Raw genomic sequence first — 25,278 nt, 5'->3', positions numbered from 1 at the left:
GAGAGTTCTTGTAGGCCCGCACGACGGGTGTCCTTCCGGGCGCTGTTGTGTGGGATTTTTGTGTGGCCAAGTTGTTAAGGGCACACGGTGGATGCCTGGGCACCAGGAGCCGATGAAGGACGTAGGAGGCTGCGATAAGCCTCGGGGAGCTGTCAACCGAGCGTTGATCCGAGGATTTCCGAATGGGGGAACCCCGCACCAGTCATGTGGTGTGACCCGCGCCTGAACACATAGGGCGTGTGGAGGGAACGTGGGGAAGTGAAACATCTCAGTACCCACAGGAAGAGAAAACAACCGTGATTCCGTGAGTAGTGGCGAGCGAAAGCGGATGAGGCTAAACCGATCGCATGTGATAGCCGGCAGGCGTTGTGTGGTCGGGGTCGTGGGACCGTTCCGAGTGTTCTGCCGAGCACTCAGGGAGTGAGAAAAGCACGTGTTAGTGGAAGGCCTCTGGAAGGGGTCGCCGTAGAGGGTGAGAGCCCCGTACACGAAAACATGTGCTCTCCCGAGCGTGATCCCAAGTAGCACCGAGCCCGTGAAATTCGGTGTGAATCTGGCGGGACCACCCGCTAAGCCTGAATACTCCCTGGTGACCGATAGCGGACAAGTACCGTGAGGGAAAGGTGAAAAGTACCCCGGGAGGGGAGTGAAATAGTACCTGAAACCGTGTGCCTACAAGCCGTGAGAGCCTTAGGATTTCGGTCCGGGGTGATTGCGTGCCTTTTGAAGAATGAGCCTGCGAGTTAGTGGTACGTGGCGAGGTTAACCCGTGGGGGGTAGCCGTAGCGAAAGCGAGTCCGAACAGGGCGATTCAGTCGCGTGCCCTAGACCCGAAGCCGAGTGATCTACCCATGGCCAGGTTGAAGCGCGGGTAAGACCGCGTGGAGGACCGAACCCACTTAGGTTGAAAACTGAGGGGATGAGCTGTGGGTAGGGGTGAAAGGCCAATCAAACTCGGTGATAGCTGGTTCTCCCCGAAATGCATTTAGGTGCAGCGTCACGTGTTTCTTGCCGGAGGTAGAGCACTGGATGGCTAATGGGCCCCACAAGGTTACTGACGTCAACCAAACTCCGAATGCCGGTAAGTGAGAGCGTGGCAGTGAGACTGCGGGCGATAAGGTTCGTAGTCGAGAGGGAAACAGCCCAGATCATCGGCTAAGGCCCCTAAGCGTGTGCTAAGTGGAAAAGGATGTGGAGTCGCAGAGACAACCAGGAGGTTGGCTTAGAAGCAGCCACCCTTGAAAGAGTGCGTAATAGCTCACTGGTCAAGTGATTCCGCGCCGACAATGTAGCGGGGCTCAAGCACACCGCCGAAGCCGTGGCATTCATGCTTTTCCTGTCGGTCCTTGTGTGGGCCGGCCAGGTGTGTGGATGGGTAGGGGAGCGTCGTGTGGCGGTCGAAGCGGCGGAGTGATCCAGCCGTGGACGCCACGCGAGTGAGAATGCAGGCATGAGTAGCGAGAGGGGAGTGAGAAACTCCCCGCCGGAAGACCAAGGGTTCCTGGGCCAGGCTAATCCGCCCAGGGTGAGTCGGGACCTAAGGCGAGGCCGACAGGCGTAGTCGATGGACAACGGGTTGATATTCCCGTACCCGCGAAGGAACGCCCATGCTGAACCCAGCGATGCTAACCACCCGATCCACCGGTCCTCACTTGTGAGGCGAGTGTGGGGAGGCTGGGACCCGGACTGGTAGTAGGCAAGCGATGGGGTGACGCAGGAAGGTAGTCCTACCGGTGAGTGGTAGTACCGGTGCAAGGGTGTGGCCCGCGGGGTAGGCAAATCCGTCCCGCATACAGGGTGAGACCTGACGCATAGCCGAATGAGGCGAATTGGATGATCCTATGCTGCCGAGAAAAGCCTCTAGCGAGTTCCGAGCGGCCCGTACCCCAAACCAACTCAGGTGGTCAGGTAGAGAATACCAAGGCGATCGAGCGAACTGTGGTTAAGGAACTCGGCAAAATGCCCCCGTAACTTCGGGAGAAGGGGGGCCATCTACTGTCAACCGCCTTGCGCGGGGTAGCGGTGGGTGGCCGCAGAGACCAGTGAGAAGCGACTGTTTACTAAAAACACAGGTCCGTGCGAAGTCGTAAGACGATGTATACGGACTGACGCCTGCCCGGTGCTGGAACGTTAAGGGGACGGGTTAGCCGTAAGGCGAAGCTCAGAACTCAAGCGCCAGTAAACGGCGGTGGTAACTATAACCATCCTAAGGTAGCGAAATTCCTTGTCGGGTAAGTTCCGACCTGCACGAATGGCGTAACGACTTCTCAGCTGTCTCAACCACAGGCTCGGCGAAATTGCACTACGAGTAAAGATGCTCGTTACGCGCGGCAGGACGGAAAGACCCCGGGACCTTTACTATAGCTTGATATTGGTGTTCGGTTCGGCTTGTGTAGGATAGGTGGGAGACTGTGAAGCGGGCACGCCAGTGTTCGTGGAGTCATCGTTGAAATACCACTCTGGTCGAATTGGATGTCTAACTTCGGTCCGTGATCCGGATCAGGGACAGTGTCAGGTGGGTAGTTTAACTGGGGCGGTTGCCTCCCAAAATGTAACGGAGGCGCCCAAAGGTTCCCTCAGCCTGGTTGGCAATCAGGTGTCGAGTGCAAGTGCACAAGGGAGCTTGACTGTGAGACCGACGGGTCGAGCAGGAGCGAAAGCTGGGACTAGTGACCCGGCACCGGCATGTGGAAGCGGTGTCGCTCAACGGATAAAAGGTACCCCGGGGATAACAGGCTGATCTTCCCCAAGAGTCCATATCGACGGGATGGTTTGGCACCTCGATGTCGGCTCGTCGCATCCTGGGGCTGGAGTAGGTCCCAAGGGTTGGGCTGTTCGCCCATTAAAGCGGTACGCGAGCTGGGTTTAGAACGTCGTGAGACAGTTCGGTCCCTATCCGCCGTGCGCGTAAGAGACTTGAGAAGAGCTGTCCCTAGTACGAGAGGACCGGGACGGACGAACCTCTGGTGTGCCAGTTGTACCGCCAGGTGCACTGCTGGTTAGCTACGTTCGGCAGGGATAACCGCTGAAAGCATCTAAGCGGGAAGCTCGCTTCAAGATGAGGTCTCTCACCGGGTCAACCGGGTAAGGCCCCCGCCCAGACCAGCGGGTTGATAGGCCGGAAGTGGAAGCACCGCAAGGTGTGGAGCTGACCGGTACTAATAGGCCGAGGGCTTGACCACACACACCCACTCGGGCTGTCGTGCCAGATCAAGTGTCAACTGACGAAGAGTGCTTCGCGTCCACTGTGCGGTTCTGAACGCACGAACCAGACGATGGTTCAAGTTCACAGAGTTACGGCGGCCATGGCGAGAGGGAAACGCCCGGCAACATTCCGAACCCGGAAGCTAAGCCTCTCAGCGCCGATGGTACTGCCCTGGAGACGGGGTGGGAGAGTAGGACGCCGCCGGACAACCATTCCCGAAGGGGCCCCAGCATCCGCGCTGGGGCCCCTTTCGGCGTCCCCGAGAAACGCCGCTCGTCCCGGGAGGAGCAGACGTGTGTACTGCGGAAACGAAGCCCTGGCTTTCCGCGGAGAAGCGGGCCGCCTCTCCGCGGACCGGCAGCCGGCTTCTGTAGGGGTAGGTCAGCGGCGGGGTTCCTTCGTGGTGGCGCCGACGTTGTCGGCGAGCCACGCGTTGAGGGTCGCCAGGTCGCGCCACGCGTCGCGCACGCGGTCCAGGGCGGCCGGGGTGTGCAGCCAGTCGGTCGGCGTCCAGTTCCGCGTGGCGTGCAGCGCCTTGTGCTTGAGCAGCTCGATCCGCTCGTCGTCGGCCGAGTAGCCGGCGGGCACGCGGACCAGCCGGTCGCCCTCGATCGCCCAGCCGGCGGCGCGCAGTCGCTCGACCTCCGCCTCCAGCAGCGGGCCCTGCACCGGGTCGGCGACGGCTCGGCGGTAGCGGGCCACCTGGTCGCTCTCCAGCCGCCAGCTCCCCCCGGACACCAGCAGGCCGTCGGCGGAGATCTGCACGTACCAGGAGCCGGCGCCGCGTCCCTCGGGCGTCACGACTGCCCCCTGGTGCGTCTTGTACGGCGTCTTGTCGTGGCTGAACCGGACGTCCCGGTAGGGGCGGAACACCTTCGCGGTCCCGAACTCGGCGCTGAGCTCCTCGAGCAGGGCCAGCACGGGTGCGCGGACGAAGGTGTCGTACTCCGCCTTGTGCGCCGTCCAGAAGGTCTTGCTGTTGTCCGCCTCGAGGCCCTCGTAGAACACCAGCCCCTCGTCGGGGAAGCCTGCGAAGCTCACCTGCGGTCTCCTTCGTCGAGGTCGTCGTCCAGCAGTGCGTGCCAGCGGAGCTCCCGCAACGGCGCAGCCCCGGTGTCCAGCGTCCGTGCCCAGCCGTCGGGTGCCCAGCCGGCGGACTCGAGGAAGGACGCCGAGGTCCGGTCCTGCTCGGGCAGCCAGGTGCGCAGCTCGGCCACCCCCTGTGCCCGGGCCAGGTCGACGACGGCAGCGAGCAGCCGGCTGCCGTGGCCCCGTCGCCCCCAGCGCGGCTCCACCAGGAGGGTCGAGATCTCAGACAGCGGACCGGCGTGCGACCGCTGCTCGTCCTCGTCCTCGTCCAGCTCGGCGGGCGCGACGGCGGCGAACCCCACCACCGTCTCGCCCTCGAGCGCCACCAGCACGAGGTGCCCGGGCGTCGGCGGGGACGCGACGGCGGCCCGCCAGGACTGCGCCGCGGAGTCCTCGTCCCAGGTGTCCAGCACCTCGGGAGGCAGCAGCGTCCGGTAGGCCGTCCGCCAGGCGAGCGCCTGCACGCGGGCGATGTCGGCCGCCTCCGCCGGCCGCGCGGGACGGACCTGCACGTCGGCGGTGCCGGTCAGTCGGGGGAACGGCGGCAGGGTCACGCCCGCGAGCCTAGGCAGCCCCAGGGGCGCGGGCTGTCGGTGGCTGACGGCAGGATCTGCTCCGTGACCGGCCCCGAGCACCTCCCGGCCCCGCTGGCCCGGCGCATCGCGCTCGCCGCCCAGGGCTTCGCGGTGCCGCGCCCGGCCACGCCCGTGGGCACCCGTCAGCTGCGGGCGACGGCGGAGCGGCTGGCCGTGGTGCAGATCGACTCGGTCAACGTGCTGTCGCGCTCGCACTACCTGCCCTTCTTCAGCCGGCTCGGTCCTTATCCGCGGGCCGCGCTGGACGCGTTCACCGCCGGCCGCGGCACGGTGTTCGAGTACTGGGCGCACGAGGCGTCCTTCCTGCCGGTGCGGCTGCACCCCTACCTGCGCTGGCGCATGGCGGCCGCCGACTCGCAGGCGTGGGGCTCCATGACGCGGGTCGCCCGCGAGCGCCCCGAGTACCTGTCCGCCCTGGTCGAGCGGATCCGCCGGGACGGGCCGCTGCGCGCGGCCGAGCTCGGCGAGACCCGCCCCGACCGCCCGGGCAGCATGTGGAACTGGCACGAGGGCAAGGCAGCCCTGGAGTACCTGTTCTTCACCGGGGTCCTCACCACGCGCGGGCGCACCGCCGGGTTCGAGCGCGTCTACGACCTCACCGAACGCGTGATCCCCGCCGCCGTGCTCGCCCAGCCGGTGCCCGAGCGGGCCGACGCCGTCCGCGTGCTGGTGCGCACCGCCGCCCGTGCGCTCGGCGTCGCGACCGAGACCGACCTGCGCGACTACTTCCGGCTCTCCCCGGCGGACGCGCGCACCGCGATCGCGGAGCTCGCCGACGCCGGCGAGCTGCTGCCGGTCGAGGTGGCCGGGTGGGGGCGGCCGGCGTGGCTGGACCCGGCGGCGCGGCGGCCGCGCTGGATCCGGGCGCGGGCGCTGCTGAGCCCCTTCGACTCCCTGGTCTGGGAGCGACCGCGGGTGGAGCGCATCTTCGGCTTCCGCTACCGGCTGGAGATCTACACCCCGGCGCCCAAGCGGGTGCACGGCTACTACGTGCTGCCCTTCCTGCTCGGCGACCGGCTGGTCGCCCGGGTCGACCTCAAGGCCGACCGGCGGGCCGCGGTGCTGCGCGTGCAGGCCGCGCACGCCGAGGACGGCGTCGACCCGGTCGAGGTGGCGCGCGAACTGGCCGCGGAGCTGCGGCTCCTGGCCGACTGGCTCGAGCTCGAGGCCGTGGAGGTGGTCGAGCGCGGGGACCTGGCCGCGGAGCTCAGCCGCGCGGTGCACCCGCTGCCGGCAGCCCGGCCAGCCGTCTGACCAGCGCGAGCCCCGCAGGACTCCCGGCCCAGTGGCGGGCCAGCGCGTCGTCCCCGGCGCGGCGGACCACCGCGCGCAGCGCCCACGCCACGACGACGACGTCGTCGGCGTAGCCGAGGACGGGGACGACGTCGGGGACCAGGTCGATCGGCGAGAGCAGGTACCCGAGCAGCAGCCACAGCCGGACGCGGACCCCGCGGGGGAGCGAGCCGTCCGCGGCCAGCCGGCGGACCAGGCGGACCAGGTCGGGGAGCAGACGCAGCGCCTCGCGCGGCGCCAGGGTGCGGGAGCGCCACAGCAGGAGCAGCAGCAGGAGCCAGAGCAGCACCAGGCCGCCACCCACGGCGACGAGCACCCGCAGCGGCTCCACGCGGCCAGTCTGCCCCCGCCCCGGCCGTACGCTCGGCGGCGTGCCCGACATCGTGCCGCTGAAGGTCCAGGTCGTCGCCCAGACCCAGTTCACCCCGCCGGCCGACGTGCCGTGGGAGACCGACGCCGACGGCGGGCAGGCGCTGGCCGAGTTCGCCGGTCGGGCCTGCTACCAGTCCTGGGACAAGCCCAACCCCGCGACGGCCACGAACGCCGCCTACCTCCGGCACCTGCTGGAGGTCGGCCACCTCTCCGTCCTCGAGCACGCCTCGGTGACCATGTACCTCACCGGGGTCTCCCGGACCCTCACCCACGAGCTGGTGCGGCACCGGCACTTCTCCTACAGCCAGCTCTCGCAGCGGTTCGTCCCCGAGCAGGACGCCGCCGTGGTCGAGCCGGCCGCGATCGCCGCCGACCCGGAGCTGCATGCGCTGTTCGAGGCCGCCACCGGTGCGGCGGCCGAGGCCTACGAGCAGCTGCGGGCCGGGCTGGAGCGGCGGGTCGGGGACGGGCCCGGCGCGGGCCTGAGGCGCAAGCAGGCGCGGCAGGCCGCGCGCTCGGTGCTGCCGGCCGCCACGGAGACGCGGATCGTCGTCACCGGCAACTACCGGGCCTGGCGGCACTTCGTCGCGATGCGCGCCAGCGAGCACGCCGACGTCGAGCTCCGCGCGCTGGCGATCGCCTGCCTGCGCGAGCTGCAGCGGGTGGCCGGCAACGTGTTCGGCGACTTCCGGATCAGCGCGCTGGCCGACGGCACGCACGTCGCGGCCAGCCCGCTCGTCGGCGAGGGCTGAGGCCCGTGGGGCGTCTGCGACGGCCCCGCCCGCCGGTCGGTCCCCGGCCGTAGTCTCGGGTCCGTGGCAGCGGCGATCGACACCCAGTACGAGGACCTCCTGCGGCGGATCCTGGAGCAGGGCACGCCCAAGCAGGACCGCACGGGGACCGGCACCCTGAGCCTGTTCGGGGAGCGGCTCCGGTACGACCTGTCGGAGACCTTCCCCCTGGTGACGACGAAGAAGGTGCACTTCAAGTCGATCGCCGTCGAACTGCTGTGGTTCCTCCGCGGCGAGAGCAACGTGGGCTGGCTGCGCGAGCAGGGCGTGACCATCTGGGACGAGTGGGCGTCGCCCGAGGGCGAGCTGGGCCCCGTCTACGGCGTGCAGTGGCGGTCCTGGCCCGCGCCGGACGGGCAGCAGATCGACCAGATCGCCGCCGTCCTCGACACGCTGCGCTCGGACCCCGATTCCCGCCGCATGGTCGTCTCGGCCTGGAACGTCCGGCGCCCTGCCGGAGATGGCGCTGGCGCCCTGCCACGCGCTGTTCCAGTTCTACGTCGCCGACGGCAAGCTCTCCTGCCAGCTGTACCAGCGCAGCGCTGACATGTTCCTCGGCGTCCCGTTCAACATCGCGAGCTACGCGCTGCTCACCCGCATGGTCGCCGCGCAGGTCGGCCTGGAGCCGGGTGACTTCGTCTGGGTCGGCGGCGACTGCCACGTCTACAGCAACCACGTCGCGCAGGTCACCGAGCAGCTCTCCCGCGACCCGCTGCCGTTCCCCACGCTGGAGCTCGCGCCCGTGCCCTCGCTGTTCGACTACACCTACGACCACTTCACCCTCGGCGGCTACCGGCACCACCCCGCGATCCGCGGCGCCGTCGCCGTCTGATCGGCCGCTGCCGGTGATCGGGATGGTGTGGGCCCAGGGGCGGGGCGGGGTGATCGGTGCCGACGGCGGCCTGCCGTGGCACCTGCCCGAGGACCTGGCGCTGTTCCGGCGGCTCACCACGGGGTCGACGGTCGTCATGGGCCGGCGCACGTGGGAGTCGCTGCCCGAGCGCTTCCGCCCCCTCCCCGGCCGGCTCAACGTCGTCCTGACCGGCGATCCGGCGTGGTCGGCCGACGGGGCGCGGACCGCCGCCTCGGTGGAGCAGGTGCTCGCCGAGCACCCGTCGTGCTGGGTGATCGGCGGGGGAGCGGTGTACGCCGCGTTCCTGCCGCACGCCGGTCGCCTGGTCGTCACCGACGTCGACGTGGCGGTCGAGGGCGACACCTGGGCGCCGCCGCTGGACGAGGGCTGGACCCGCACCGCACGCACCCCCGACCGGGGCTGGGCGGAGTCGACGTCGGGCGGGCTGCGCTACGCGGTGTCGGAGTACGAGCGCGCCGCCGTGGGCGGGCCGGTGCCCGATCGCGCGGATCGGTAGATTCAGACCCATGACCACCGACCCCGCCCGACCGTTCGGGCGCGTGCTCACGGCGATGGTCACGCCGCTGGCCGAGGACGGGTCGATCGACCTCGCCGGCGCGCAGGAGCTGGCCGCGCACCTGGTCGACCGCCAGTCGCACGACGGGCTCGTGGTGACCGGGACGACCGGCGAGGCGCCGACCCTCAGCGACGGCGAGACCAACGCCGTCCTGGAGGCGGTGATCGACGCGGTCGGCGACCGCGCCACGGTCATCGCCGGCGTCGGCACGAACGACACCGCCCACTCGGCGGAGCGGGCGCGGGCCGCGGAGCGGCTGGGCGCCGACGGCCTGCTGGTCGTCACCCCGTACTACAACAAGCCCCCGCAGGCCGGCCTGCTGCGCCACTTCACGACGGTGGCCGACAGCACCGACCTGCCGGTGCTGCTCTACGACATCCCGCACCGCTCGGTGATCCCGATCGAGGTCGAGACGCTCGTCCGCCTCGCCGAGCACCCGCGGATCGTGGCGGTCAAGGACGCCCGCGGCGACTTCGGCGCGCTGGCCTGGACCCGTGCGCGCTCCGACCTGGCGTACTACAGCGGCGACGACATGCTGAACCTGCCGATCCTCGCGATGGGCGGCGTCGGCGTGGTCAGCGTGGTGGGCCACCTGGCCGGGCCACGGCTGGCCGAGCTGGTGGCCGCCGTCGAGGCCGGTGACCTGGCCCGGGCCCGCGCCGTGAACGACAGCCTGCTGCCGGTCTACACCGGCATCTTCCGCACCCAGGGCGCGATCCTGGTCAAGGCGGCGCTCAACGCTCTCGGCCTGCCGGCCGGCCCGCTGCGGCCGCCACTGGTCGAGGCGACCGACGAACAGCTCGCGCAACTGCGCATCGACCTCGCCGACGGAGGCATCGACCTGTGAGTGACACCCGATGAGTGGCGTGGTCACCCAACCGCACCTGGACCTCAAGGCCCCGCCGCCGCTGCCCGAGGGCGGCCTGCGCGTCATGGCCCTGGGCGGCCTGGGCGAGATCGGCCGCAACATGGCGGTCCTGGAGTTCGACGGGCAGCTGCTCGTCATCGACTGCGGCGTGCTCTTCCCCGAGGCGGAGCAGCCCGGCGTCGACCTGATCCTGCCGGACTTCGGCGTCATCGAGCACCGCCTCGACGACATCACCGCCGTCGTCCTGACCCACGGCCACGAGGACCACATCGGGGCGATCCCGTACCTGCTGCGGCTGCGCGAGGACATCCCGCTGGTCGGCTCCCGGTTCACCCTGGCGCTGGTCAAGGCCAAGCTGCGCGAGCACCGCATCGACCCCGTGCTGGTCGAGGTCGCCGCCGGGGACGACCACCTGGCCGGCCCGTTCCACTGCGAGTTCATCTCGGTGAACCACTCGATCCCCGACGCCCTGGCCGTCGCGGTGCACACCCCGGCCGGCCTGCTCGTGCACACCGGCGACTTCAAGATGGACCAGCTGCCGCTCGACGGCGTCCTCACCGACCTGGGCGCCTTCGCCCGGCTCGGCGTCTCGGGCATCGACCTGCTGCTGGCCGACTCGACCAACGCCGAGGTGCCCGGCTTCGTCACCCCCGAGCGCAGCATCGGCCCGGTCCTCGACGACGTCTTCGCCCGCGCGACGCAGCGGCTGATCGTCTCCAGCTTCGCCAGCCACGTGCACCGCATCCAGCAGGTGCTCGACTGCGCGCACAAGCACAACCGCAAGGTGGCGCTGGTGGGCCGCTCGATGGTCCGCAACATGGGCGTCGCCCGCGACCTCGGCCTGCTGCACATGGCACCCGGCCTCATGGTGTCGCTCGACGACGCCGCCAAGATGCCGCCCGAGCAGGTCGTGCTGGTGAGCACCGGCTCCCAGGGCGAGCCGCTCTCGGCGCTGGGCCGCATGGCCCGCGGCGACCACCACCAGGTCACGATCGAGCCCGGCGACACCGTCGTCCTCGCCTCGTCGCTGGTGCCGGGGAACGAGACGGCCGTCTACAAGGTCATCAACGGGCTGTCCCGCCTCGGCGCCACCGTCGTGCACAAGGAGACGGCGAAGGTGCACGTCTCCGGGCACGCCCCGGCCGGTGAGCTGCGCACCCTGCTCAACGTGGCCAAGCCGCGCTACCTGATGCCCGTGCACGGCGAGTGGCGGCACCTGCGCGCCCACGCCAAGCTCGCCGAGGAGACCGGCATGCCGGCCGACCGCGTGCTGCTCGCCGAGGACGGTGTGGTCATCGACCTGGTCGACGGCAAGGCCTCGATCGTGGGCAGCGTCCCCATCGGCGACGTCTACGTCGACGGGCTCAACGTGGGCGACGTCGGCGAGGAGTCGCTGCAGGCGCGGCGCATCCTCGGCGACGAGGGCTTCGTCGCCCTCACTGTCGTCGTCGAGCCCTCGACGCGCACCATCGTGCGTCCGGTGCACCTGTCGACCAAGGGCTTCTCCGATGACCCGTCGACCTTCGACGAGGCGCTCCGCCTGGTCGAGGACAACCTGCGGCGCGCGCTGCAGGACGACGACGTCGACGCGCACCGCCTGTCGCAGATCATCCGCCGGACCGTCGGCAAGTGGGTGTCGGACAAGCACCGCCGCCGCCCGATGATCATCCCGACGGTCCTCGAGGTCTGATCTCGCGCCGCATCGCGGCGCGGGGCCAGCGGTCGAGGCCGTGCGCGGCCTCGACCCGGCGGATCTCCCGCAGGCCCGCGGAGAGCTCCGCGGGGTCGACGGGGGAGAAGCCCAGCCGGCGGTAGTACGGGCCGTTCCACGGCACGTCCACGTAGGTGGTGAGGGTGACCGCGGGCAGCCCCCGCTCCCGGGCCCAGGTCGCGAGGTGCTCGACGAGCGCCCGGCCGTGGCCGTGCCCCGCGGCGTCGGGGTGCACGCTCACCTGCTCGAGGTGCGCGCAGCCGTCGACGACGTCGGCGAGCAGGTAGGCCACCGGCCGGTCGTCGTCGTCGGTGCGGACCCACGCCCGGCCGGCGTCGGCGTAGCCGCGCAGCTCCTCGAGCGCCGGCGGCTCGTCGTCGGCGACCAGGTGCATGCCGAGCCCGGCGAACGCCCGGCCGGCGGCGCGCTCGATCTCCCGCAGGCGCGGCAGGTCGGCGACCGTCGCCGGCCGGATGACGGTCACAGGGCGACGACGTCGATCGGGGTGATGTCCTCGTCCGCCGGGAGGTCGAAGCCCCAGACCTGGGCGTAGAACGACAGCTCGCCGTCCAGCGCGGCCCGGATGTTGGCCGCCTGGCGGAAGCCGTGCTGCTCGCCGGCGAAGAGCAGGTAGGCGTGCGGCACACCCTTGGCGCGCAGCGCCGCCACGATCGCCTCGGCCTGGTCGGGCGGCACGATCGCGTCCTCGTCGCCCTGGAACACGGCGAGCGGGGTGTCGAGGGCGTCCACGTGGTTGATCGGCGAGCGCTCCGCGTAGACGTCGGCGCCCGCAGGCCACGGCGCCACGAGCCCGTCGAGGTAGCGGGACTCGAACTTGTGCGTCTCGGCGGCCAGCGCGCCGAGGTCGGCGACGCCGTAGTGGCTCGCGCCGGCGGTGAAGACCCCCGGGCGCATGGAGAGGGCGGCCAGCGTCGTTGTACCCGCCGGCCGAGCCGCCGCGGATCGCCATGCGCGCGGGGTCCACCCGGCCGGCGTCGGCCAGGTACCGGGCGCAGGCGACGACGTCGTCTAGGTCGACCACGCCCCACCGGCCCTGCAGCGCGTCCCGGTACCGGCGGCCGTAGCCGGTGGAGCCGCGGTAGTCGACGTCGGCGACGCAGAACCCGCGCGAGGTCCAGTACTGCACGGCGAGGTTGAGCACCGGGGAGGCGGCCGAGGTGGGGCCGCCGTGGACGAGCACGAGCAGCGGGGGCAGCGCGCCGTCGGGCGCGGTCACCTCCGGGTTGGCCGGCGGGTACACGAGGGCGTGCGCGACGCCGATGCCGGTGCCGCCGTCCTCGGTCGGGAAGCTCACGTGCTCCGGGCGGGAGAACCAGGCCGGGTCCAGCCCGAGGTCGCGCGCCGGGCGCAGGACCACCGGGGCGTTCCCGTCCAGGGGCACCCGCAGCACCACCGGCTCGCTGTCCGGGCCACCGGCGACGCAGACGACGTCGTTCCCGGCCGCGACCAGGTCGCGCAGCGCCGCGTAGGCCAGCTCGACCTCGCGCAGCCCGCCGTCGGGGGAGCGGACCACCAGCCGGTCGCGGCCCTCGCGCCCGTGGGCCAGGACGATCCGGCCGTCGTCGAGCAGGGCGAAGCGGCTGGCGCCGAACACCCACTGCGGCCCGGCGATGTCGCTGCCGACGTCGAGCACCAGCTCGGCCGCGGCACCCGCGCGCCACCGGTACAGCGACCAGACGTCCGTGCGGTCGCAGAGGAACCACAGCGCGCCGTCGGGCGCCCACACCGGCTGCACGACGGACTCGCCCGGTCCGCCCGCGACGACGGTCTCGCTCCCGTCGGCCGCCCGGACCACGAGCTGCGCGGCGTCCCACGGCATGTGCGGGTGGTCCCACTGCAGCCAGGCCAGCTCGCCGCCGGGCCCGGGCCGCGGGTCGGAGACGAAGTCGGGGCCGCTCACCAGCACCTCGGCGCCGTCGGGGCCGATGCGCACCACCTCGTTCACGACGTCCGCGGCGGGGGCGTGCTCGGCGGGGTGGTGCTCGCGGACGGCGAGCACGCCGCCGGCGACGGCGGTCAGGTCGGCGTGCCGGACACCGGCGCGCACCGCGGGCTCCGGCGTGACGGCGACGGGGGAGGCGCTGCCCGGGTCGAGCCGGTACAGCCGCTGGTCCGAGAACTCGGTGAACCACAGCGTGCCGCCGGCGACCGTCCAGGCCCCGCCGCCGTACTCGTGCACGCGGGTGCGGGCGTTCCACGGCGCGGGCAGCACGTCGCTGACCGCGCCGTCGGCAGCCCGCCGCACGATCACCGACCGGCCGCCCTCGTCGGGCCGGGACTCCGACCACCAGACGTCGGCGCCGTCGACGACGACCTCGCCGATCCGGGCGGCCGCGCGGACCACCAGCTCCGAGGTGATCGGGGTCGGCCAGCTGCCGGGGGTGCGCGTCGGGCTCATGCCTGTGACGTTATGAGATGGGTCGCCGGTGCGGGACACGACGCTCTGCCTGCCCGTTCGCGGCCTCCGAGCGGATTACCGTTCGACGCATGCCTGCCCGCACCACGTCGAGCCGCCCGGCGTCCTCCCGGAGCCGCTCGGGTTCGACCGCTGCGAGCAAGAAGCGCCCGGCCGCCCAGCGCTCCGGCAACCGCCGCCCGGCCGCCAAGAAGAAGCAAGACAGCGGCTTCAACCTGTGGCGTGCCGCCAGCGGCACCTGGGGGCTGCTGGCCCGCGGCGCCGGCGGCCTGGCCCGCTCGGTCGCCCGGCCCGAGGAGGCCGAGCCGCTCGCCCCCGAGCACCGTCGCGACGGCGTCGGGCTGGCGTTCCTCGGGCTGGCCGTCGTCCTCGGCGCGGCCGCCTGGAGCAACGGGATCGGCCCGGTGGGGGAGGCCCTGACCGACGGCGTGCGCTGGGTCATCGGCGCCCTGGTCGTGGTGCTGCCCGTCGTCCTGTTCTTCACCGCGCTGCGGCTGCTGCGCAGCGGACCGCGTCCGGAGGCCCGGGGCCGGCTGGTCATCGGCTGGCTCTGCACGATCGCGTCGGTGCTCGGTATCGCCCAGGTGGTCGGCGACCCGGCCGACCCCGAGGCCGGCCTGCCCGGCTCGGGCGGGCTCGTCGGCTGGGCCGTGGGCACGCCGCTGGTGGCCGGCCTGGGCAGCGCGGTCACCATCGTGCTGCTGTCGCTGCTGGCGTTCTTCGGGCTGCTGGTCATCACGGCCACCCCGGTGCACCAGATCCCCGAGCGGATGCGCGAGCTCGCCGACCGGCTGCTGGGCCGCAACGACTACGACGACGAGTACGACGACGACGAGTACGACGAGGAGCCGCCCGCCCCGGCGACGCGGCGGTCCCGCCGGAAGCTGTCGGAGGACCTGCTCGCCACCGGCCCGATCGACCACGGGGCGATGGCCGCGGCCGTCGACGCGACCCTCACCACCGAGCCCGAGCACACCGAGCTGCGCCCCGCCCCGCCGCGCCCGCCGGTCGTCGACCGCACCTCCCCGCAGGAGGAGCTGCCGCCGATCACCGAGCCGGAGCAGCTGTCCATCCAGCCGGTCGAGGGCGACTACGTCCTCCCGGCGCTGTCCATGCTGCGGCCCGGCGATCCGCCCCGGGCGCGATCGAAGGCCAACGACGTCGCGATCGAGGCGATCAGCGGCGTCCTCGAGCAGTTCAACATCGACGCCGCGGTCACCGGCTTCACCCGCGGGCCGACGGTCACCCGGTACGAGGTCGAGCTCGGCCAGGGCGTCAAGGTCGAGAAGATCACCCAGCTGACCAAGAACATGGCCTACGCGGTGGCCAACGACAACATCCGCATCCTGGCGCCGATCCCGGGCAAGTCCGCTGTCGGCATCGAGGTGCCCAACACCGACCGCGAGAAGGTCAGCCTCGGCGACGTCCTGCGCTCCGGGGCGGCCAAGCAGGACCCGCACCCGATGCTCGTGGGGCTGGGCAAGGACATCGAGGGCGGCTTCGTCTGCGCCAACCTGGCGAAGATGCCGCACCTGCTGGTCGCCGGCGCCACCGGGGCCGGCAAGTCCAGCTGCGTCAACTCGATCCTGACCTCGCTGCTGCTGCGGGCCACGCCGGACCAGCTGCGGATGATCCTGGTCGACCCGAAGATGGTCGAGCTGACGCCGTACGACGGCATCCCGCACCTGATCACGCCGATCATCACCGACCCGAAGAAGGCCGCCACGGCGCTGGCCTGGCTGGTCGAGGAGATGGAGCAGCGCTACCAGGACATGAAGTCCACCGGCGTGCGGCACATCGACGACTTCAACCGCAAGGTCGAGAAGGGCGAGATCACCGCGCCCCCCGGCAGCGAGCGGGTCTACCGGCCCTACCCCTACATCCTGGCGATCGTCGACGAGCTCGCCGACCTGATGATGGTCGCGCCGCGCGACGTCGAGGAGCACATCGTCCGCATCACGCAGAAGGCGCGTGCGGCCGGCATCCACCTGATCCTCGCCGACGCAGCGCCCGTCGGTCGACGTCGTCACCGGTCTGATCAAGGCCAACGTGCCCTCGCGGCTGGCGTTCTCCACCTCGAGCCTCACCGACAGCCGGGTCATCCTCGACCAGCCGGGCGCGGAGAAGCTCATCGGCATGGGTGACGCGCTGTTCATGCCCATCGGCGCGGGCAAGCCGATGCGCGTGCAGGGCGCGTTCGTCACCGACGCCGAGATCGAGGCGGTCGTCGAGTTCAGCAAGCGCCAGGCCGAGCCGGAGTACCGCGAGGAGGTCTTCTCGGCGGGGTCGACCGGCGAGAAGAAGGAGATCGACGAGGACATCGGCAACGACCTGGACCTGCTGCTGCAGGCGGTCGAGCTGATCGTCACCAGCCAGTTCGGATCCACCTCGATGCTGCAGCGCAAGCTCCGCGTCGGGTTCGCCAAGGCCGGCCGGCTCATGGACCTCATGGAGAGCCGCGGCATCGTCGGCCCGTCCGAGGGCTCCAAGGCCCGCGACGTGCTCATCAAGCCCGACGAGCTCGAGGCGACGCTGTTCACGATCCGGGGCGGGGCGGACTGACGCGGACGACGGGGATCACTCCCGGGAGCGGGGAGGGCGGCGGTCCGGGCGACTACGATGGCCCGGTGACAGCTGCGCCCTCCCCTGCCCGGACTGTGGCGGTGGTGACCCTCGGGTGCGCCCGCAACGAGGTCGACTCCGAGGAACTGGCCGGCCGGCTGGCCGCGGGTGGCTACGAGCTCGTCGAGGACGCCGACGCCGCCGACGCCGTCCTGGTCAACACCTGCGGGTTCATCGAGTCGGCCAAGAAGGACTCCGTCGACGCGATCCTCGCGGCCACCGACTCGGGCGCCCCGGTCGTCGCCGTGGGCTGCATGGCCGAGCGCTACGGCTCGGAGCTGGCCGGCGCGCTGCCCGAGGCCACCGTCCTCGGCTTCGACGACTACGCCCAGATCGGCGAGCGGCTCGACGACGTGATCGCCGGGCGCCCGCTGGTGCCCGCACACCCCGCGCGACCGCCGCACCCTGCTGCCGATCAGCCCGGTGCAGCGCACCGCGGCGACCGCCGCGGCCGACGCGCCGGTCATCCCCGGCCACGACTGGCTGCGCCGCAAGCGCCTGGCCTCGGGCCCCATGGCCGCCCTCAAGCTCGCCTCGGGCTGCGACCGGCGGTGCGCGTTCTGCGCCATCCCGACCTTCCGCGGCGCGTTCGTCTCCCGGCCGCCGGCCGAGGTGCTGGGCGAGGCGCACTGGCTGGCCGAGCAGGGCGTCACCGAGCTCGTGCTGGTCAGCGAGAACTCGACCTCCTACGGCAAGGACCTCGGCGACCTGCGCTCGCTGGAGAAGCTGCTGCCCGAGCTGGCCGCCGTCCCGGGCATCGTGCGGGTGCGCGTGGCCTACCTGCAGCCGGCCGAGCTGCGCCCGGGGCTGCTGGAGCTCATCGCCACGACCCCGGGTGTGGCGCCCTACTTCGACCTGTCGTTCCAGCACTCCTCGCCGACCCTGCTGCGCCGCATGCGCCGGTTCGGCGGCACCGACGACTTCCTGCGCACGATCGAGCGCGCGCGCAGCCTCGCGCCGGGCGCCGGCTTCCGCACCAACGTCATCCTCGGCTTCCCGGGGGAGACCGAGGAGGACGTCGCCGAGCTGGAGCGCTTCCTGACCTACGGCCGGCTCGACGCGGTCGGTGTCTTCGGCTACTCCGACGAGGAGGGGACCGAGGCCATCGGCCTGCCCGGCAAGCTGGACCAGGCCGAGATCGACGCCCGCGTCCGCCGGATCACCGACCTGGTGGAGGAGCTGACCGCGCAGCGCGCCGAGGACCGCATCGGCGAGCACGTCGAGGTGCTGCTCACCGAGGACCTCTCGGCCACCGACGGGCCGGGCACCTGGCTCGGCCACGCCGCGCACCAGGACCCCGACGCCGACGGCACGACCACGGTCACCGGGGTGCCCGAGGGCGCCGTGGCGGGGCAGCTCGTGCCGGCGACCGTGGTGGGCACCGAGGGCATCGACCTGCTGGCCCGCGCCGCCGAGCCGGCCGGCCGGTGATCCCGTGAGCGAGGTGCTGCCCGACCCCGCGGCGACGCCGCCGCAGACGGCACGCCTGGTGAACCTGCCCAACGCCCTGACCGTGCTCCGCCTGGCCGTGGTGCCGGTGTTCGCCTACCTCCTGGTGAAGGACGACGGCCTCGACGACGCCGGTCGCTACTGGGCGACGTTGGTGTTCGCGCTGGCGATCATCACCGACCGGTACGACGGGATGATCGCCCGCCGCACCGGGCAGGTCACCGAGTTCGGCAAGCTCGCCGACCCGATCGCCGACAAGGCGCTCACCGGCACCGCGCTCATCGGGCTCTCCGCGCTGGGGTTGCTGCCCTGGTGGGTGACCTGGCTGATCCTCGTGCGCGAGATCGGCGTCACCGTGCTGCGGTTCTGGGTCATCCGGCACGGTGTCATCGCCGCCAGCCGCGGTGGCAAGGCCAAGACCGTCGCGCAGGCGCTGGCCATCGGCGCGTACATCCTGCCGCTCACTGGGGCGGCGGCGACCGCGCGCTGGTGGGTGATGGCGCTGGCGGTGGTCCTCACCGTCGTCACCGGCCTGGACTACGTCGTCCGCGCGCTGCGGCTGCGCCGGACCAGTGCCCGCGCGATGAAGGCCGCGGCCGCCCGCCGGTCGAACGCGGGCAGCGCCGGGGCCACCGGCACGCGCACCGACACCGCCGCCTGAGCGGGCGCCCCGTGGCCGACGACCGGACCGCCCGGCTGCACGCCGCGCTGCTGGCGCGCGGGGAGACGGTGGCCGCGGCCGAGTCGCTGACCGCCGGGCTGTTCTGCGCCCGCCTGGCGGAGGTGCCCGGCGCGAGCGCGACGCTGCGCGGGGGAGTGGTCGTCTACGCCACCGACCTCAAGACCGCGCTCGCCGGCGTGCCCGCCGACCTGCTGGCCGCGCACGGCCCGGTCAGCCCGGAGACCGCCGCGGCGCTCGCCGAGGGGGTGCGCGTGCGGTGCGCCGCGACCTGGGGCGTCGGGCTCACCGGGGTGGCCGGCCCGGCCCGCGTCGACGGGCACGGCCCGGGCCGGGTCTACCTCGGGCTCTCCGACGGCGCGCGCACCGACGTCCTCGAGCTCGACCTCGCCGGGGACCGCGCCGCGGTGCGGTCGGCCGCCGTCGACGCGGCCACCGACGCCCTCCTCGCCCGCCTGGCCTGAGCCGCGGGAAGGGCGGCCCGAGCGGCGGCGTTACGCCGTGAGAGGACGCGAGCCGGGTGGGCCAGCCACCGGGCGAGGCGCCGCGTACCGTGAGCGCACGGCGCCTGCGAAGGGTGCCGGTGCTTCCCCCGCTCGCAGGACAGGAGAGTGGCCATGTTGCTGCTGCGTACCCAGCTCGGGAGCACCCTGCGGGGTCACCGGTTGCGTCAGCACCGGACGCTGCGCGACGTCTCCGGCGCGGCGAGGGTCAGCCTGGGCTACCTCTCCGAGGTCGAGCGCGGGCAGAAGGAAGCCTCCTCCGAGCTGCTCGCCTCCATCTGCGACGCCCTCGACGTCGAGCTCGCCGACCTGCTGGCCGAGGTGAGCCTGGAGCTCCGCGTCGCCGGTGCCGGCGGCGTGCGGGCGCTCGCGCACCCCGTCCCGGACGAGGCCGCCGACGCAGCCGCCGCCGAGGACCGGCCCGCGGCCGAGGAGGCCGGCGTGCCCGTGGCCGAGCCCGCGCTGGCCCTGGTCGGTGCCCCCGCCCGCGGGGCCCTGCGCCGCGGCGAGGCGGTCTCGCTCGCCGCCTGATGCGCCCGGGCGCGCTCCGGGCGGGGTCGTGAACCCCACCCGGCGCGGCCTGCTCGAGGGCGCCGCCCGCGCGTTCGCCGAGCACGGGCTGCGCCGCAGCACCATGCAGTCGGTGGCCGCGGCCGCCGGCGTCGCCAAGGCGACGCTGTACAACCACTTCCGGACCAAGGACGAGGTCGCCCGCGAGCTGCTCGGCCTCGAGCTCGACCGGTTGACCGACCTCGCGGCCGAGCGGCCGGCGGCCGAGGCGCTCGCCGTGCTCTCCGACCAGCTCGGCGGCCACCCGGTGCTCCGCCGGCTCGCCACGACCGAGCCGGAGGTGCTCGCCGGTTTGCTCGCCGTCGACGCCAACCGGTGGGGGGCGCTGCGGGACCGGCTGGCCGCCGCCCTGGGCACCGACGACGACGGCGCCGAGCTCGCCGGCCGCTGGCTGCTGGGCGTCGTCGTCCAGCCGGGGCGGTCGATCGACCGGCACCGGCAGGCCGCCCGCCTGGCGACCGTCCTCGGTGGGCCGGCGGCTCAGCCGCGGCGCAGCGGCAGCGTGTAGACCGTCCGGTCGGCACCCGGGCCGGCGTGGCCGGGAGAGGGGGCTGCCACGGCACCGCAGTGCTCGGCCAGTCCGCGCGCGGCGACGTCGTCGGGTCGCGCGACGGCCTGGACCACCCGCGCCCCGGCCCCCGCGGCGAGGCCTGCGAAGCGCTGCAGCAGCCGGCCGGCCAGCCCGCGGCCGCGGTGGTCGGGGTGGACGGCGACGGCGTGCACAACGCCCAGGCGGTCGGCGCTCACCACGCCGAGCAGGTAGCCGGCGTCGGCGTCGTCCTGGGTGAGCGCGACCGCGCCGAAGCCCCCGAGCTGGTGGAAGAACAGCGGGTCGTGCAGCGCCAGCAGCTCCTCGTCGGTCAGCACGCTTCCGGACCAGAACGAGCCGCGGCGCGCGAGCAGGCGGGCCCGCAGGACGCCGGCGGAGAGCTCCTCGAACCCGACGAGGCGCAGGGCGGCGCTCACCGGGCGGCGCGCGCCGCGTCGAGCTCCGCACGGGTCGGCGGGTCGGCGCCGACCCGCGTGCAGTTCAGCGCGGCGACCAGCGCGGCGTCGTCGACGATCGCCAGCAGCCGCTCGTCGTCCAGCCCCTCGAGCGCGGCGCGGTCGGTCACGCCCGCGGCGAGCAGCCCGCTGAGCAACCCGGCCGCGAGCGAGTCGCCGGCGCCGACGGTGTCGGCCACCTCGACCCGCGGCGGCTCCCGGTGCTCAACCGGCCGGCCGGGCCGCGCGACCCGCAGCGGTGCGCCGCCGTCGGTGAGCAGCACGAGCCCGGGCCCGCGGGTGGCCCAGCGGCGCGCGGCGTCGTCCAGGTCGGTCGTGCCGGGCTCGAGCCAGGCGAGGTCCTCGGCGCTGACCTTGACGACGTCGGCCTGCGCGACCAGGCGGTCCAGCCGCGCGGTGACCCCGGCGCGGTCGTTGCCGAGGGAGGCACCGACGGGCCCGTCGGCCAGCGGAGGCCGGATGTTCGGGTCGACGCTGAGCAGGACCGTGCCGGCCAGCCGCTCGACCAGGCCGGCGACGGCGCCGGCGCCGGGCTCGGTCCAGCTGGAGATCGAGCCCACGTGCAGCACCGCCGTCCCCTCCGGCACCGCGCGGGCCAGCTCGTCGTCCGTCCACTGCCAGTCGGCGGCGCCGAGCACGTGGAAGCCGTAGTCCGGGGAGCCGTCGGGGAGCAGACCCGATGACGGCGAGGCTCACCGGCTCGGCGGCGGCCACGAAACCCGAGACGTCCACCCCCGCCAGCTCGGCGTGCCGCCGCAGCGCGGCCCCCAGGGGCCCGGTGCCCAGGCGGGCGACCAGCGCCACCGGTGCGCCCAGCCGGCCGGCGGCGACGGCGGCGTTCAGGGCGTTGCCGCCGGGGCGCGCGACGTACTGCGGGGCGGTGCCCTGGGGACCGGCCCCGGCCCCGGGGACGGGCAGCAGGTCGACCACGAGCTCGCCCAGGACGCACAGCTTCGGGATGGGTGCGGACACGGGCCCACCGTAGGTCGCCACGTCCGGGGTGACCGCGTTGGCTACGAGGGGCGGTCACCTGGGACGATGGGGTGACGAACATCGCCGCGCCGGCCACCCACCCCCCGGCTTCGGTGCCGGAGCAGGAGGAAGCAATGCCCAACCCGTTCGTGAAGCTGTGGAAGTACCTCACGGCGTCGGCCAACGCGCAGATCGACCAGCGGGCCGACCCGAAGATCCAGATCGCGCAGGCGATCGAGGCCGAGCAGCAGCGGCACCAGTCGCTGGCCAACCAGGCCGCTGCCGTCCTCGGCAACCAGCGCCAGCTGGAGATGCGCCTGAACCGGCAGCTGGGGGAGGTCGAGAAGCTCCAGGCCTCAGCGCGCCAGGCGCTCGTCCTCGCGGACAAGTCGCGCGCCGGTGGCGACGCCGCCAAGGCCGCCGAGTACGAGAACGCCGCGCAGGCGTTCGCGACCCAGCTGGTCGCCGCCGAGCAGTCCATGGAGGACCTCAAGCGCAGCCACGACGAGGCGCTCCAGGCCGCCGAGCAGGCGCGCGGTGCGGTCGAGCAGAGCCGCATGCGGCTGCAGACGACCCTCGCCGAGCGCACCAAGCTCATGAGCCAGCTCGAGCAGGCCAAGATGCAGGAGCACGTGGCGAGCTCGCTCAAGCAGGTCAACGAGCTCTCCGCGCCCGGCAACACCCCGAGCCTGTCCGAGGTCCGCGACAAGATCGAGGCCCGCTACGCCAACGCCCTGGGGCAGGCCGAGCTGGCCCAGACCTCGGTCGAGGGCCGGATGCTCGAGGTGGAGAAGGCCACCCTGGACGTCGCCGGCGCCTCGCGGCTCGACGCGATCCGCGCCTCGATGAGCGGTGGGACGCAGGCCGTCGAGGCCGGCAGCCCGGCCGCCGCGCTCGAGCAGGGCACCCCGGCGGTCGGCCAGCCGGCCACGGAGCAGCAGGAGGCCCAGCCGGTCGAGCGGCCCGGCCAGCAGGGCTGACGCCCCCTCTCGCACGACGACGCGGCGGTCCCCGGTTCCCGGGGGCCGCCGCGTCGTCGTTCCGGGTCAGCTGGGGGTGGACACGGGCCGGGGCCGCCCCGGTTCGCCGGTGCGGGCCAGCGGGTCGACGGAGGCGTCGGTGGCCTGGCAGCGGGGGCACCAGAAGGTCACCCGCTCCTGCAGGTGCGGCCCCTGGTCGCCCATGAGGATCGGCGTCCCGCACCGGCGGCACGGCTTGCCCTTGCGGCCGTACACCCAGTGGTCCCGGCCGCGGCGGGTGTCACCGGTGGTGCTCTGCTCGGGGTGGTCGCGGTTGGCCAGCATCAGCGTCCTGGCCCGCGTCACCAGCGGCTCGAGCTCGGCGTCGACGTCCGCGACCCGCGCCCACGGGTGCACGCCGCAGAGGAACAGCGACTCCGCCTTGTACAGGTTTCCGGGGCCCGCCAGGTTGCGCTGGTCGAGGATCGCGACGCCGATCTGCTCGTCCGGGTGGCTGCGCAGCCGGCGCAGCGCCTCGGCCAGGTCCCAGTCCGGGCCGAGCACGTCGGGCCCGAGGTGACCGACGAGGCGGTCCTCGTCGCTCGTGGGCAGGATCTCGACGTCGTGCAGCCGGTAGCCGACGCACTCCCACTCGTCGCTGGCCAGGACGACCCGCACGTCGTGTGCCGGCCCGCCGCGCCACCGCGCCCCCGGACGGTAGATGTGCCAGCTGCCGTCCATCCGGTAGTGCGTGCGGAGGGTGCGCTCGTCGCCCAGCCGGATCAGCATGTGCTTGCCGCGGGGTACCACCTCGCGCACCGTGGCCCCGGTGAGGTCGAGCGCGGCCAGCTGCGGCAGGCGGAACTCGCCGCGGCGCAGGGTGGCGCCCGCGAGTGCCTGGTTCATCCGCTTGGCCGCCAGCCAGACGGTGTCTCCCTCGGGCACGGCTCCAGTGTCCCCGGTGGTCGTCGGCCCTGCTCTGCGGTGTGAGCCCGCCGACAACCGGGATGCCCGCACCGGTCGGGTGCGCTGTCGGCTCCTGTGATCGGAACCCGGCGACGTCGTGCCCGCACCGGCCCGCGCACCCCGGGTGGGCGGCCGGTCACCGTGACGGTGGCCCGGGTGGTCCCGTCGGATCGGCGGGCGGCCTTCGAGCGGTGGGCCGACGACGTGCTGCAGGTGGCGGCCGGCTTCCCGGGCAACCTGGGTGCGTCGCTGCTGCTGCCCGGACCGGACAGCGCCGAGTACCACCTGGTCTACCGCTTCGCGGACGACGAGGCGCTGGCCGCCTGGGAGGGCTCGGCCGAGCGCCGCGCCGCCCTGGCCCGGGCCGAGGAGCTGGCGCCCGAGGTCCGTTACGCCCGCGTCGACGGCCTGGAGAACTTCCTCCCGCGGTCGGCCCCGGCGGGCCCGCGCTGGCGGCTGACCCTGGTGACCATCGCCGCCGTCTTCGCCATCACGTCGTTGTTCCAGCTGCTCGTGACCCCGCACCTGGGCGGGTGGCCGGTGGAGGTGCGGCTGCTGCTCTCGGCGACCGTCGTGGTGCTGCTCCTCGGCCACGTCGCCATGCCCGCGCTCACCCGGCTGCTGGGCGGCTGGCTGCGCCCTGCGGAGAGCCGCCGGTAGGCAGGACCGCTCCCGATCACCCGCGCAGCCGCAGGCCCCGCGGGGTCGCGCTGAACCCGGCCGCCTGGAGTGCTGCGGACAGCGGCGTGGACTCGTGGACCGAGGCGCCGTCGGCCTTGCTGCACGATCATGCGGCCCAGCGCCCCCGCCCCGACCGCGCCGGAGAGCGCGGTGGCCGCCTCCTTGAGCGTCTGTTCGTCCTCGGTCCAGGACAGCAGCGTCTTGCCGCCGCGCTCGACGTAGAGGACGAGCTCGCCGTCGACGAACACGACCAGCGCGCCGGCCTTGCGCCCGGCCCGGTGCCCGCTGGCCTTGCGGGTGCTGCCGGTGCCCTCGCCGAGGTCGACGGCGTCGGTCTCGGTCGCGGACGGCCGCTCCGGCCACGGCAGCGCGGCGCCGTAGACGTTGGCCGGGTCGGTGGCGGCCAGGACCACGGCGCCGCCTGGCACCCGGTCGGGGGCGGCGAAGCTGCGCAGCCGGTCGACCGAACCGGGGGTGCCGAACTGGGCGGCGCCCAGCGTCTCGACGAAGTAGCCGCGCCGTGCCCGGCCGTTCTCCTCGAAGGCGCGCAGCACCGGGTAGACCGCCGGGAAGCCGCCGGCCACCTGCTCGGCCATCACCGCGCCGCGGGTGAGCACGCCGTGCCGCTCGATGAGCGCCTCGGCGCGGGCGGTCGTGCGCCGGGTGGCGTTGGGCTCGCGGTCGGGGAGCCGCGACCACCGGCCCGCGACCGTGGGCGGCCCGGTGCGGGTCGGCATCGCCGGGCGGCCCAGCCGGGTGCGCCCGGCGCGACCCCGGTCCAGCCGGGCCCGGGGCGGTGCGGGCGCACGCTTGTGGGTGCCGCCCCCGCCCAGCCGGGTGCGCAGCGGCGCGAGGGTGTCGTTGGTGAGCGCGCCGGACCACACGAGGTCCCAGACCAGGTCGGCCAGCGCGGTGTCGTCGGTGGCGCCGAGGAGGTCGGACAGCCCGCGGAAGAACAGCGCCTGCCCGCCCGCGAGCAGGTCCAGCAGCGGGGCGCCGGCCTCGGGCGGGTCCAGCGGCTCGGGCAGCAGCAGCGGCGCCAGGTCGGCCGGCACGAGGCTGATCCAGCCGTCGCCGCCG

At 72.9% G+C, this 25,278-nt stretch carries 21 protein-coding genes, 2 rRNA genes and 5 pseudogenes; 18 read left to right on the top strand and 10 right to left on the bottom strand.

All coding sequences use genetic code 11. The features are described 5' to 3' along the window. Positions 1–64: 64 nt before the first annotated feature. Both JKP75_RS13565 and rrf read left to right on the top strand, forming a co-directional pair. Positions 65–3,182, top strand: a 23S ribosomal RNA gene (locus JKP75_RS13565). A 113-nt stretch (positions 3,183–3,295) separates the two neighbouring features. Beyond that, a 5S ribosomal RNA gene (gene rrf, locus JKP75_RS13560) occupies positions 3,296–3,412 on the top strand. Positions 3,413–3,586: 174 nt separating this feature from the next. Here the strand turns inward: rrf and JKP75_RS13555 are convergent. Together JKP75_RS13555 and JKP75_RS13550 are read right to left on the bottom strand one after the other, a co-directional pair. Beyond that, positions 3,587–4,246 (bottom strand): DUF2461 domain-containing protein, encoded by a 660-nt coding sequence (locus tag JKP75_RS13555; protein ID WP_200490747.1) that lies wholly within the window; start codon positions 4,244–4,246, stop codon positions 3,587–3,589. Further along, entirely contained in the window at positions 4,243–4,848 is a 606-nt protein-coding gene (locus tag JKP75_RS13550; protein WP_200490748.1) for a GNAT family N-acetyltransferase, read from the bottom strand. Before JKP75_RS13550 ends, JKP75_RS13555 begins: the two co-directional genes overlap by 4 nt. Before the next feature lie 63 nt (positions 4,849–4,911). Between JKP75_RS13550 and JKP75_RS13545 the strand changes: the two genes are divergently transcribed. Then, positions 4,912–6,144 (top strand): winged helix-turn-helix domain-containing protein, encoded by a 1,233-nt coding sequence (locus JKP75_RS13545; protein ID WP_200490749.1) that lies wholly within the window; start codon positions 4,912–4,914, stop codon positions 6,142–6,144. Here JKP75_RS13545 and JKP75_RS13540 read toward each other — a convergent pair. Further along, the gene (locus tag JKP75_RS13540; RefSeq protein WP_309229827.1) at positions 6,098–6,514 is read right to left on the bottom strand and encodes a YkvA family protein; all 417 of its coding nucleotides are present in this window, start codon (positions 6,512–6,514) and stop codon (positions 6,098–6,100) included. The two genes, JKP75_RS13545 and JKP75_RS13540, sit on opposite strands and share 47 nt — an antisense overlap. 40 nt (positions 6,515–6,554) lie before the next feature. Between JKP75_RS13540 and thyX the strand changes: the two genes are divergently transcribed. The 5 genes and pseudogenes from thyX to JKP75_RS13515 all read left to right on the top strand — a co-directional run bounded on the left by thyX (position 6,555) and on the right by JKP75_RS13515 (position 11,334). Beyond that, a complete protein-coding gene (gene thyX / locus JKP75_RS13535) occupies positions 6,555–7,307 on the top strand; it encodes an FAD-dependent thymidylate synthase (protein ID WP_200490751.1) in 753 nt (250 codons plus the stop codon). Between the two features lie 63 nt (positions 7,308–7,370). Continuing rightward, positions 7,371–8,178, top strand: a pseudogene (locus JKP75_RS13530) (thymidylate synthase). Between the two features lie 22 nt (positions 8,179–8,200). Beyond that, positions 8,201–8,716 carry a dihydrofolate reductase gene (locus tag JKP75_RS13525; RefSeq protein ID WP_207147047.1) on the top strand — a complete coding sequence of 172 codons (516 nt, stop codon included), beginning with the start codon at positions 8,201–8,203 and terminating at the stop codon, positions 8,714–8,716. Between the two features lie 10 nt (positions 8,717–8,726). Next, positions 8,727–9,623 (top strand): 4-hydroxy-tetrahydrodipicolinate synthase, encoded by an 897-nt coding sequence (gene dapA, locus JKP75_RS13520; protein WP_200490753.1) that lies wholly within the window; start codon positions 8,727–8,729, stop codon positions 9,621–9,623. 10 nt (positions 9,624–9,633) lie between these two features. Further along, positions 9,634–11,334, top strand: a complete 1,701-nt coding sequence (locus JKP75_RS13515) for a ribonuclease J (protein WP_200490754.1) — start codon at positions 9,634–9,636, stop codon at positions 11,332–11,334. Here the strand turns inward: JKP75_RS13515 and JKP75_RS13510 are convergent. The 3 genes and pseudogenes from JKP75_RS13510 to JKP75_RS22935 form a co-directional block, all read right to left on the bottom strand. Next, positions 11,309–11,701, bottom strand: a pseudogene (locus JKP75_RS13510) (GNAT family N-acetyltransferase); the annotation flags it as partial. The gene JKP75_RS13515 and the pseudogene JKP75_RS13510 sit on opposite strands and share 26 nt — an antisense overlap. A gap of 134 nt (positions 11,702–11,835) precedes the next feature. Continuing rightward, positions 11,836–12,270, bottom strand: a complete 435-nt coding sequence (locus JKP75_RS22940) for a S9 family peptidase (protein WP_255523364.1) — start codon at positions 12,268–12,270, stop codon at positions 11,836–11,838. Positions 12,271–12,358: 88 nt separating this feature from the next. Continuing rightward, positions 12,359–13,195: pseudogene (locus JKP75_RS22935) on the bottom strand (prolyl oligopeptidase family serine peptidase); the annotation flags it as partial. 668 nt (positions 13,196–13,863) lie between these two features. On the opposite strand from JKP75_RS22935, the gene JKP75_RS13500 reads away from it, so the two are divergent. From JKP75_RS13500 to JKP75_RS13475, 8 genes and pseudogenes are all read left to right on the top strand, one after another. Continuing rightward, on the top strand, positions 13,864–15,936 hold the full coding sequence (locus JKP75_RS13500) for a DNA translocase FtsK 4TM domain-containing protein (protein WP_242473325.1): 2,073 nt from the start codon (positions 13,864–13,866) through the stop codon (positions 15,934–15,936). Then, the gene (locus JKP75_RS24040) at positions 15,842–16,354 is read left to right on the top strand and encodes a DNA translocase FtsK (protein ID WP_309229826.1); all 513 of its coding nucleotides are present in this window, start codon (positions 15,842–15,844) and stop codon (positions 16,352–16,354) included. Before JKP75_RS13500 ends, JKP75_RS24040 begins: the two co-directional genes overlap by 95 nt. Before the next feature lie 65 nt (positions 16,355–16,419). After that, positions 16,420–16,665 (top strand): annotated as a pseudogene (locus JKP75_RS21480) (30S ribosomal protein S12 methylthiotransferase RimO); the annotation flags it as partial. Between the two features lie 172 nt (positions 16,666–16,837). Further along, complete coding sequence (locus JKP75_RS21475) at positions 16,838–17,845, top strand: radical SAM protein (RefSeq protein WP_309229825.1); 1,008 nt, start codon at positions 16,838–16,840, stop codon at positions 17,843–17,845. Positions 17,846–17,849: 4 nt separating this feature from the next. Beyond that, on the top strand, positions 17,850–18,524 hold the full coding sequence (pgsA, locus tag JKP75_RS13490) for a CDP-diacylglycerol--glycerol-3-phosphate 3-phosphatidyltransferase (RefSeq protein ID WP_200493167.1): 675 nt from the start codon (positions 17,850–17,852) through the stop codon (positions 18,522–18,524). 11 nt (positions 18,525–18,535) lie between these two features. Further along, positions 18,536–19,006, top strand: coding sequence for a nicotinamide-nucleotide amidohydrolase family protein (locus JKP75_RS13485; protein ID WP_309229824.1), 471 nt, complete (start codon positions 18,536–18,538; stop codon positions 19,004–19,006). A gap of 153 nt (positions 19,007–19,159) precedes the next feature. Continuing rightward, positions 19,160–19,576 (top strand): helix-turn-helix domain-containing protein, encoded by a 417-nt coding sequence (locus JKP75_RS13480; protein ID WP_200490757.1) that lies wholly within the window; start codon positions 19,160–19,162, stop codon positions 19,574–19,576. Positions 19,577–19,604: 28 nt separating this feature from the next. Continuing rightward, positions 19,605–20,123: a TetR family transcriptional regulator gene (locus JKP75_RS13475; RefSeq protein ID WP_200490758.1), complete on the top strand. Its 519-nt coding sequence runs from the start codon at positions 19,605–19,607 to the stop codon at positions 20,121–20,123. Here JKP75_RS13475 and JKP75_RS21470 read toward each other — a convergent pair. The 3 genes and pseudogenes from JKP75_RS21470 to JKP75_RS21460 form a co-directional block, all read right to left on the bottom strand. After that, positions 20,096–20,581 carry an N-acetyltransferase gene (locus JKP75_RS21470; RefSeq protein ID WP_200490759.1) on the bottom strand — a complete coding sequence of 162 codons (486 nt, stop codon included), beginning with the start codon at positions 20,579–20,581 and terminating at the stop codon, positions 20,096–20,098. The genes JKP75_RS13475 and JKP75_RS21470 overlap by 28 nt on opposite strands. After that, on the bottom strand, positions 20,578–21,258 hold the full coding sequence (locus tag JKP75_RS21465) for a PfkB family carbohydrate kinase (protein ID WP_309229823.1): 681 nt from the start codon (positions 21,256–21,258) through the stop codon (positions 20,578–20,580). The genes JKP75_RS21470 and JKP75_RS21465 overlap by 4 nt, the downstream gene beginning before the upstream one ends. A 106-nt stretch (positions 21,259–21,364) precedes the next feature. Next, positions 21,365–21,550: pseudogene (locus JKP75_RS21460) on the bottom strand (PfkB family carbohydrate kinase); the annotation flags it as partial. Between the two features lie 176 nt (positions 21,551–21,726). On the opposite strand from JKP75_RS21460, the gene JKP75_RS13460 reads away from it, so the two are divergent. Beyond that, entirely contained in the window at positions 21,727–22,572 is an 846-nt protein-coding gene (locus JKP75_RS13460) for a PspA/IM30 family protein (RefSeq protein WP_200490761.1), read from the top strand. 66 nt (positions 22,573–22,638) lie between these two features. Here JKP75_RS13460 and JKP75_RS13455 read toward each other — a convergent pair whose 3' ends face one another. Beyond that, on the bottom strand, positions 22,639–23,496 hold the full coding sequence (locus JKP75_RS13455) for an Fpg/Nei family DNA glycosylase (RefSeq protein ID WP_200490762.1): 858 nt from the start codon (positions 23,494–23,496) through the stop codon (positions 22,639–22,641). 96 nt (positions 23,497–23,592) lie between these two features. Here JKP75_RS13455 and JKP75_RS13450 point away from each other — a divergent pair, with 96 nt between their 5' ends. Beyond that, positions 23,593–24,177, top strand: a complete 585-nt coding sequence (locus JKP75_RS13450) for an antibiotic biosynthesis monooxygenase (protein ID WP_309229821.1) — start codon at positions 23,593–23,595, stop codon at positions 24,175–24,177. Positions 24,178–25,278: the final 1,101 nt, after the last annotated feature.

The organism is Blastococcus sp. TML/M2B, from assembly GCF_016612865.1.
Classification (GTDB): domain Bacteria; phylum Actinomycetota; class Actinomycetes; order Mycobacteriales; family Geodermatophilaceae; genus Blastococcus.
Note: the sequence above shows the minus strand (reverse complement) of the source record. Positions and strands in the feature narration are given on the sequence as shown.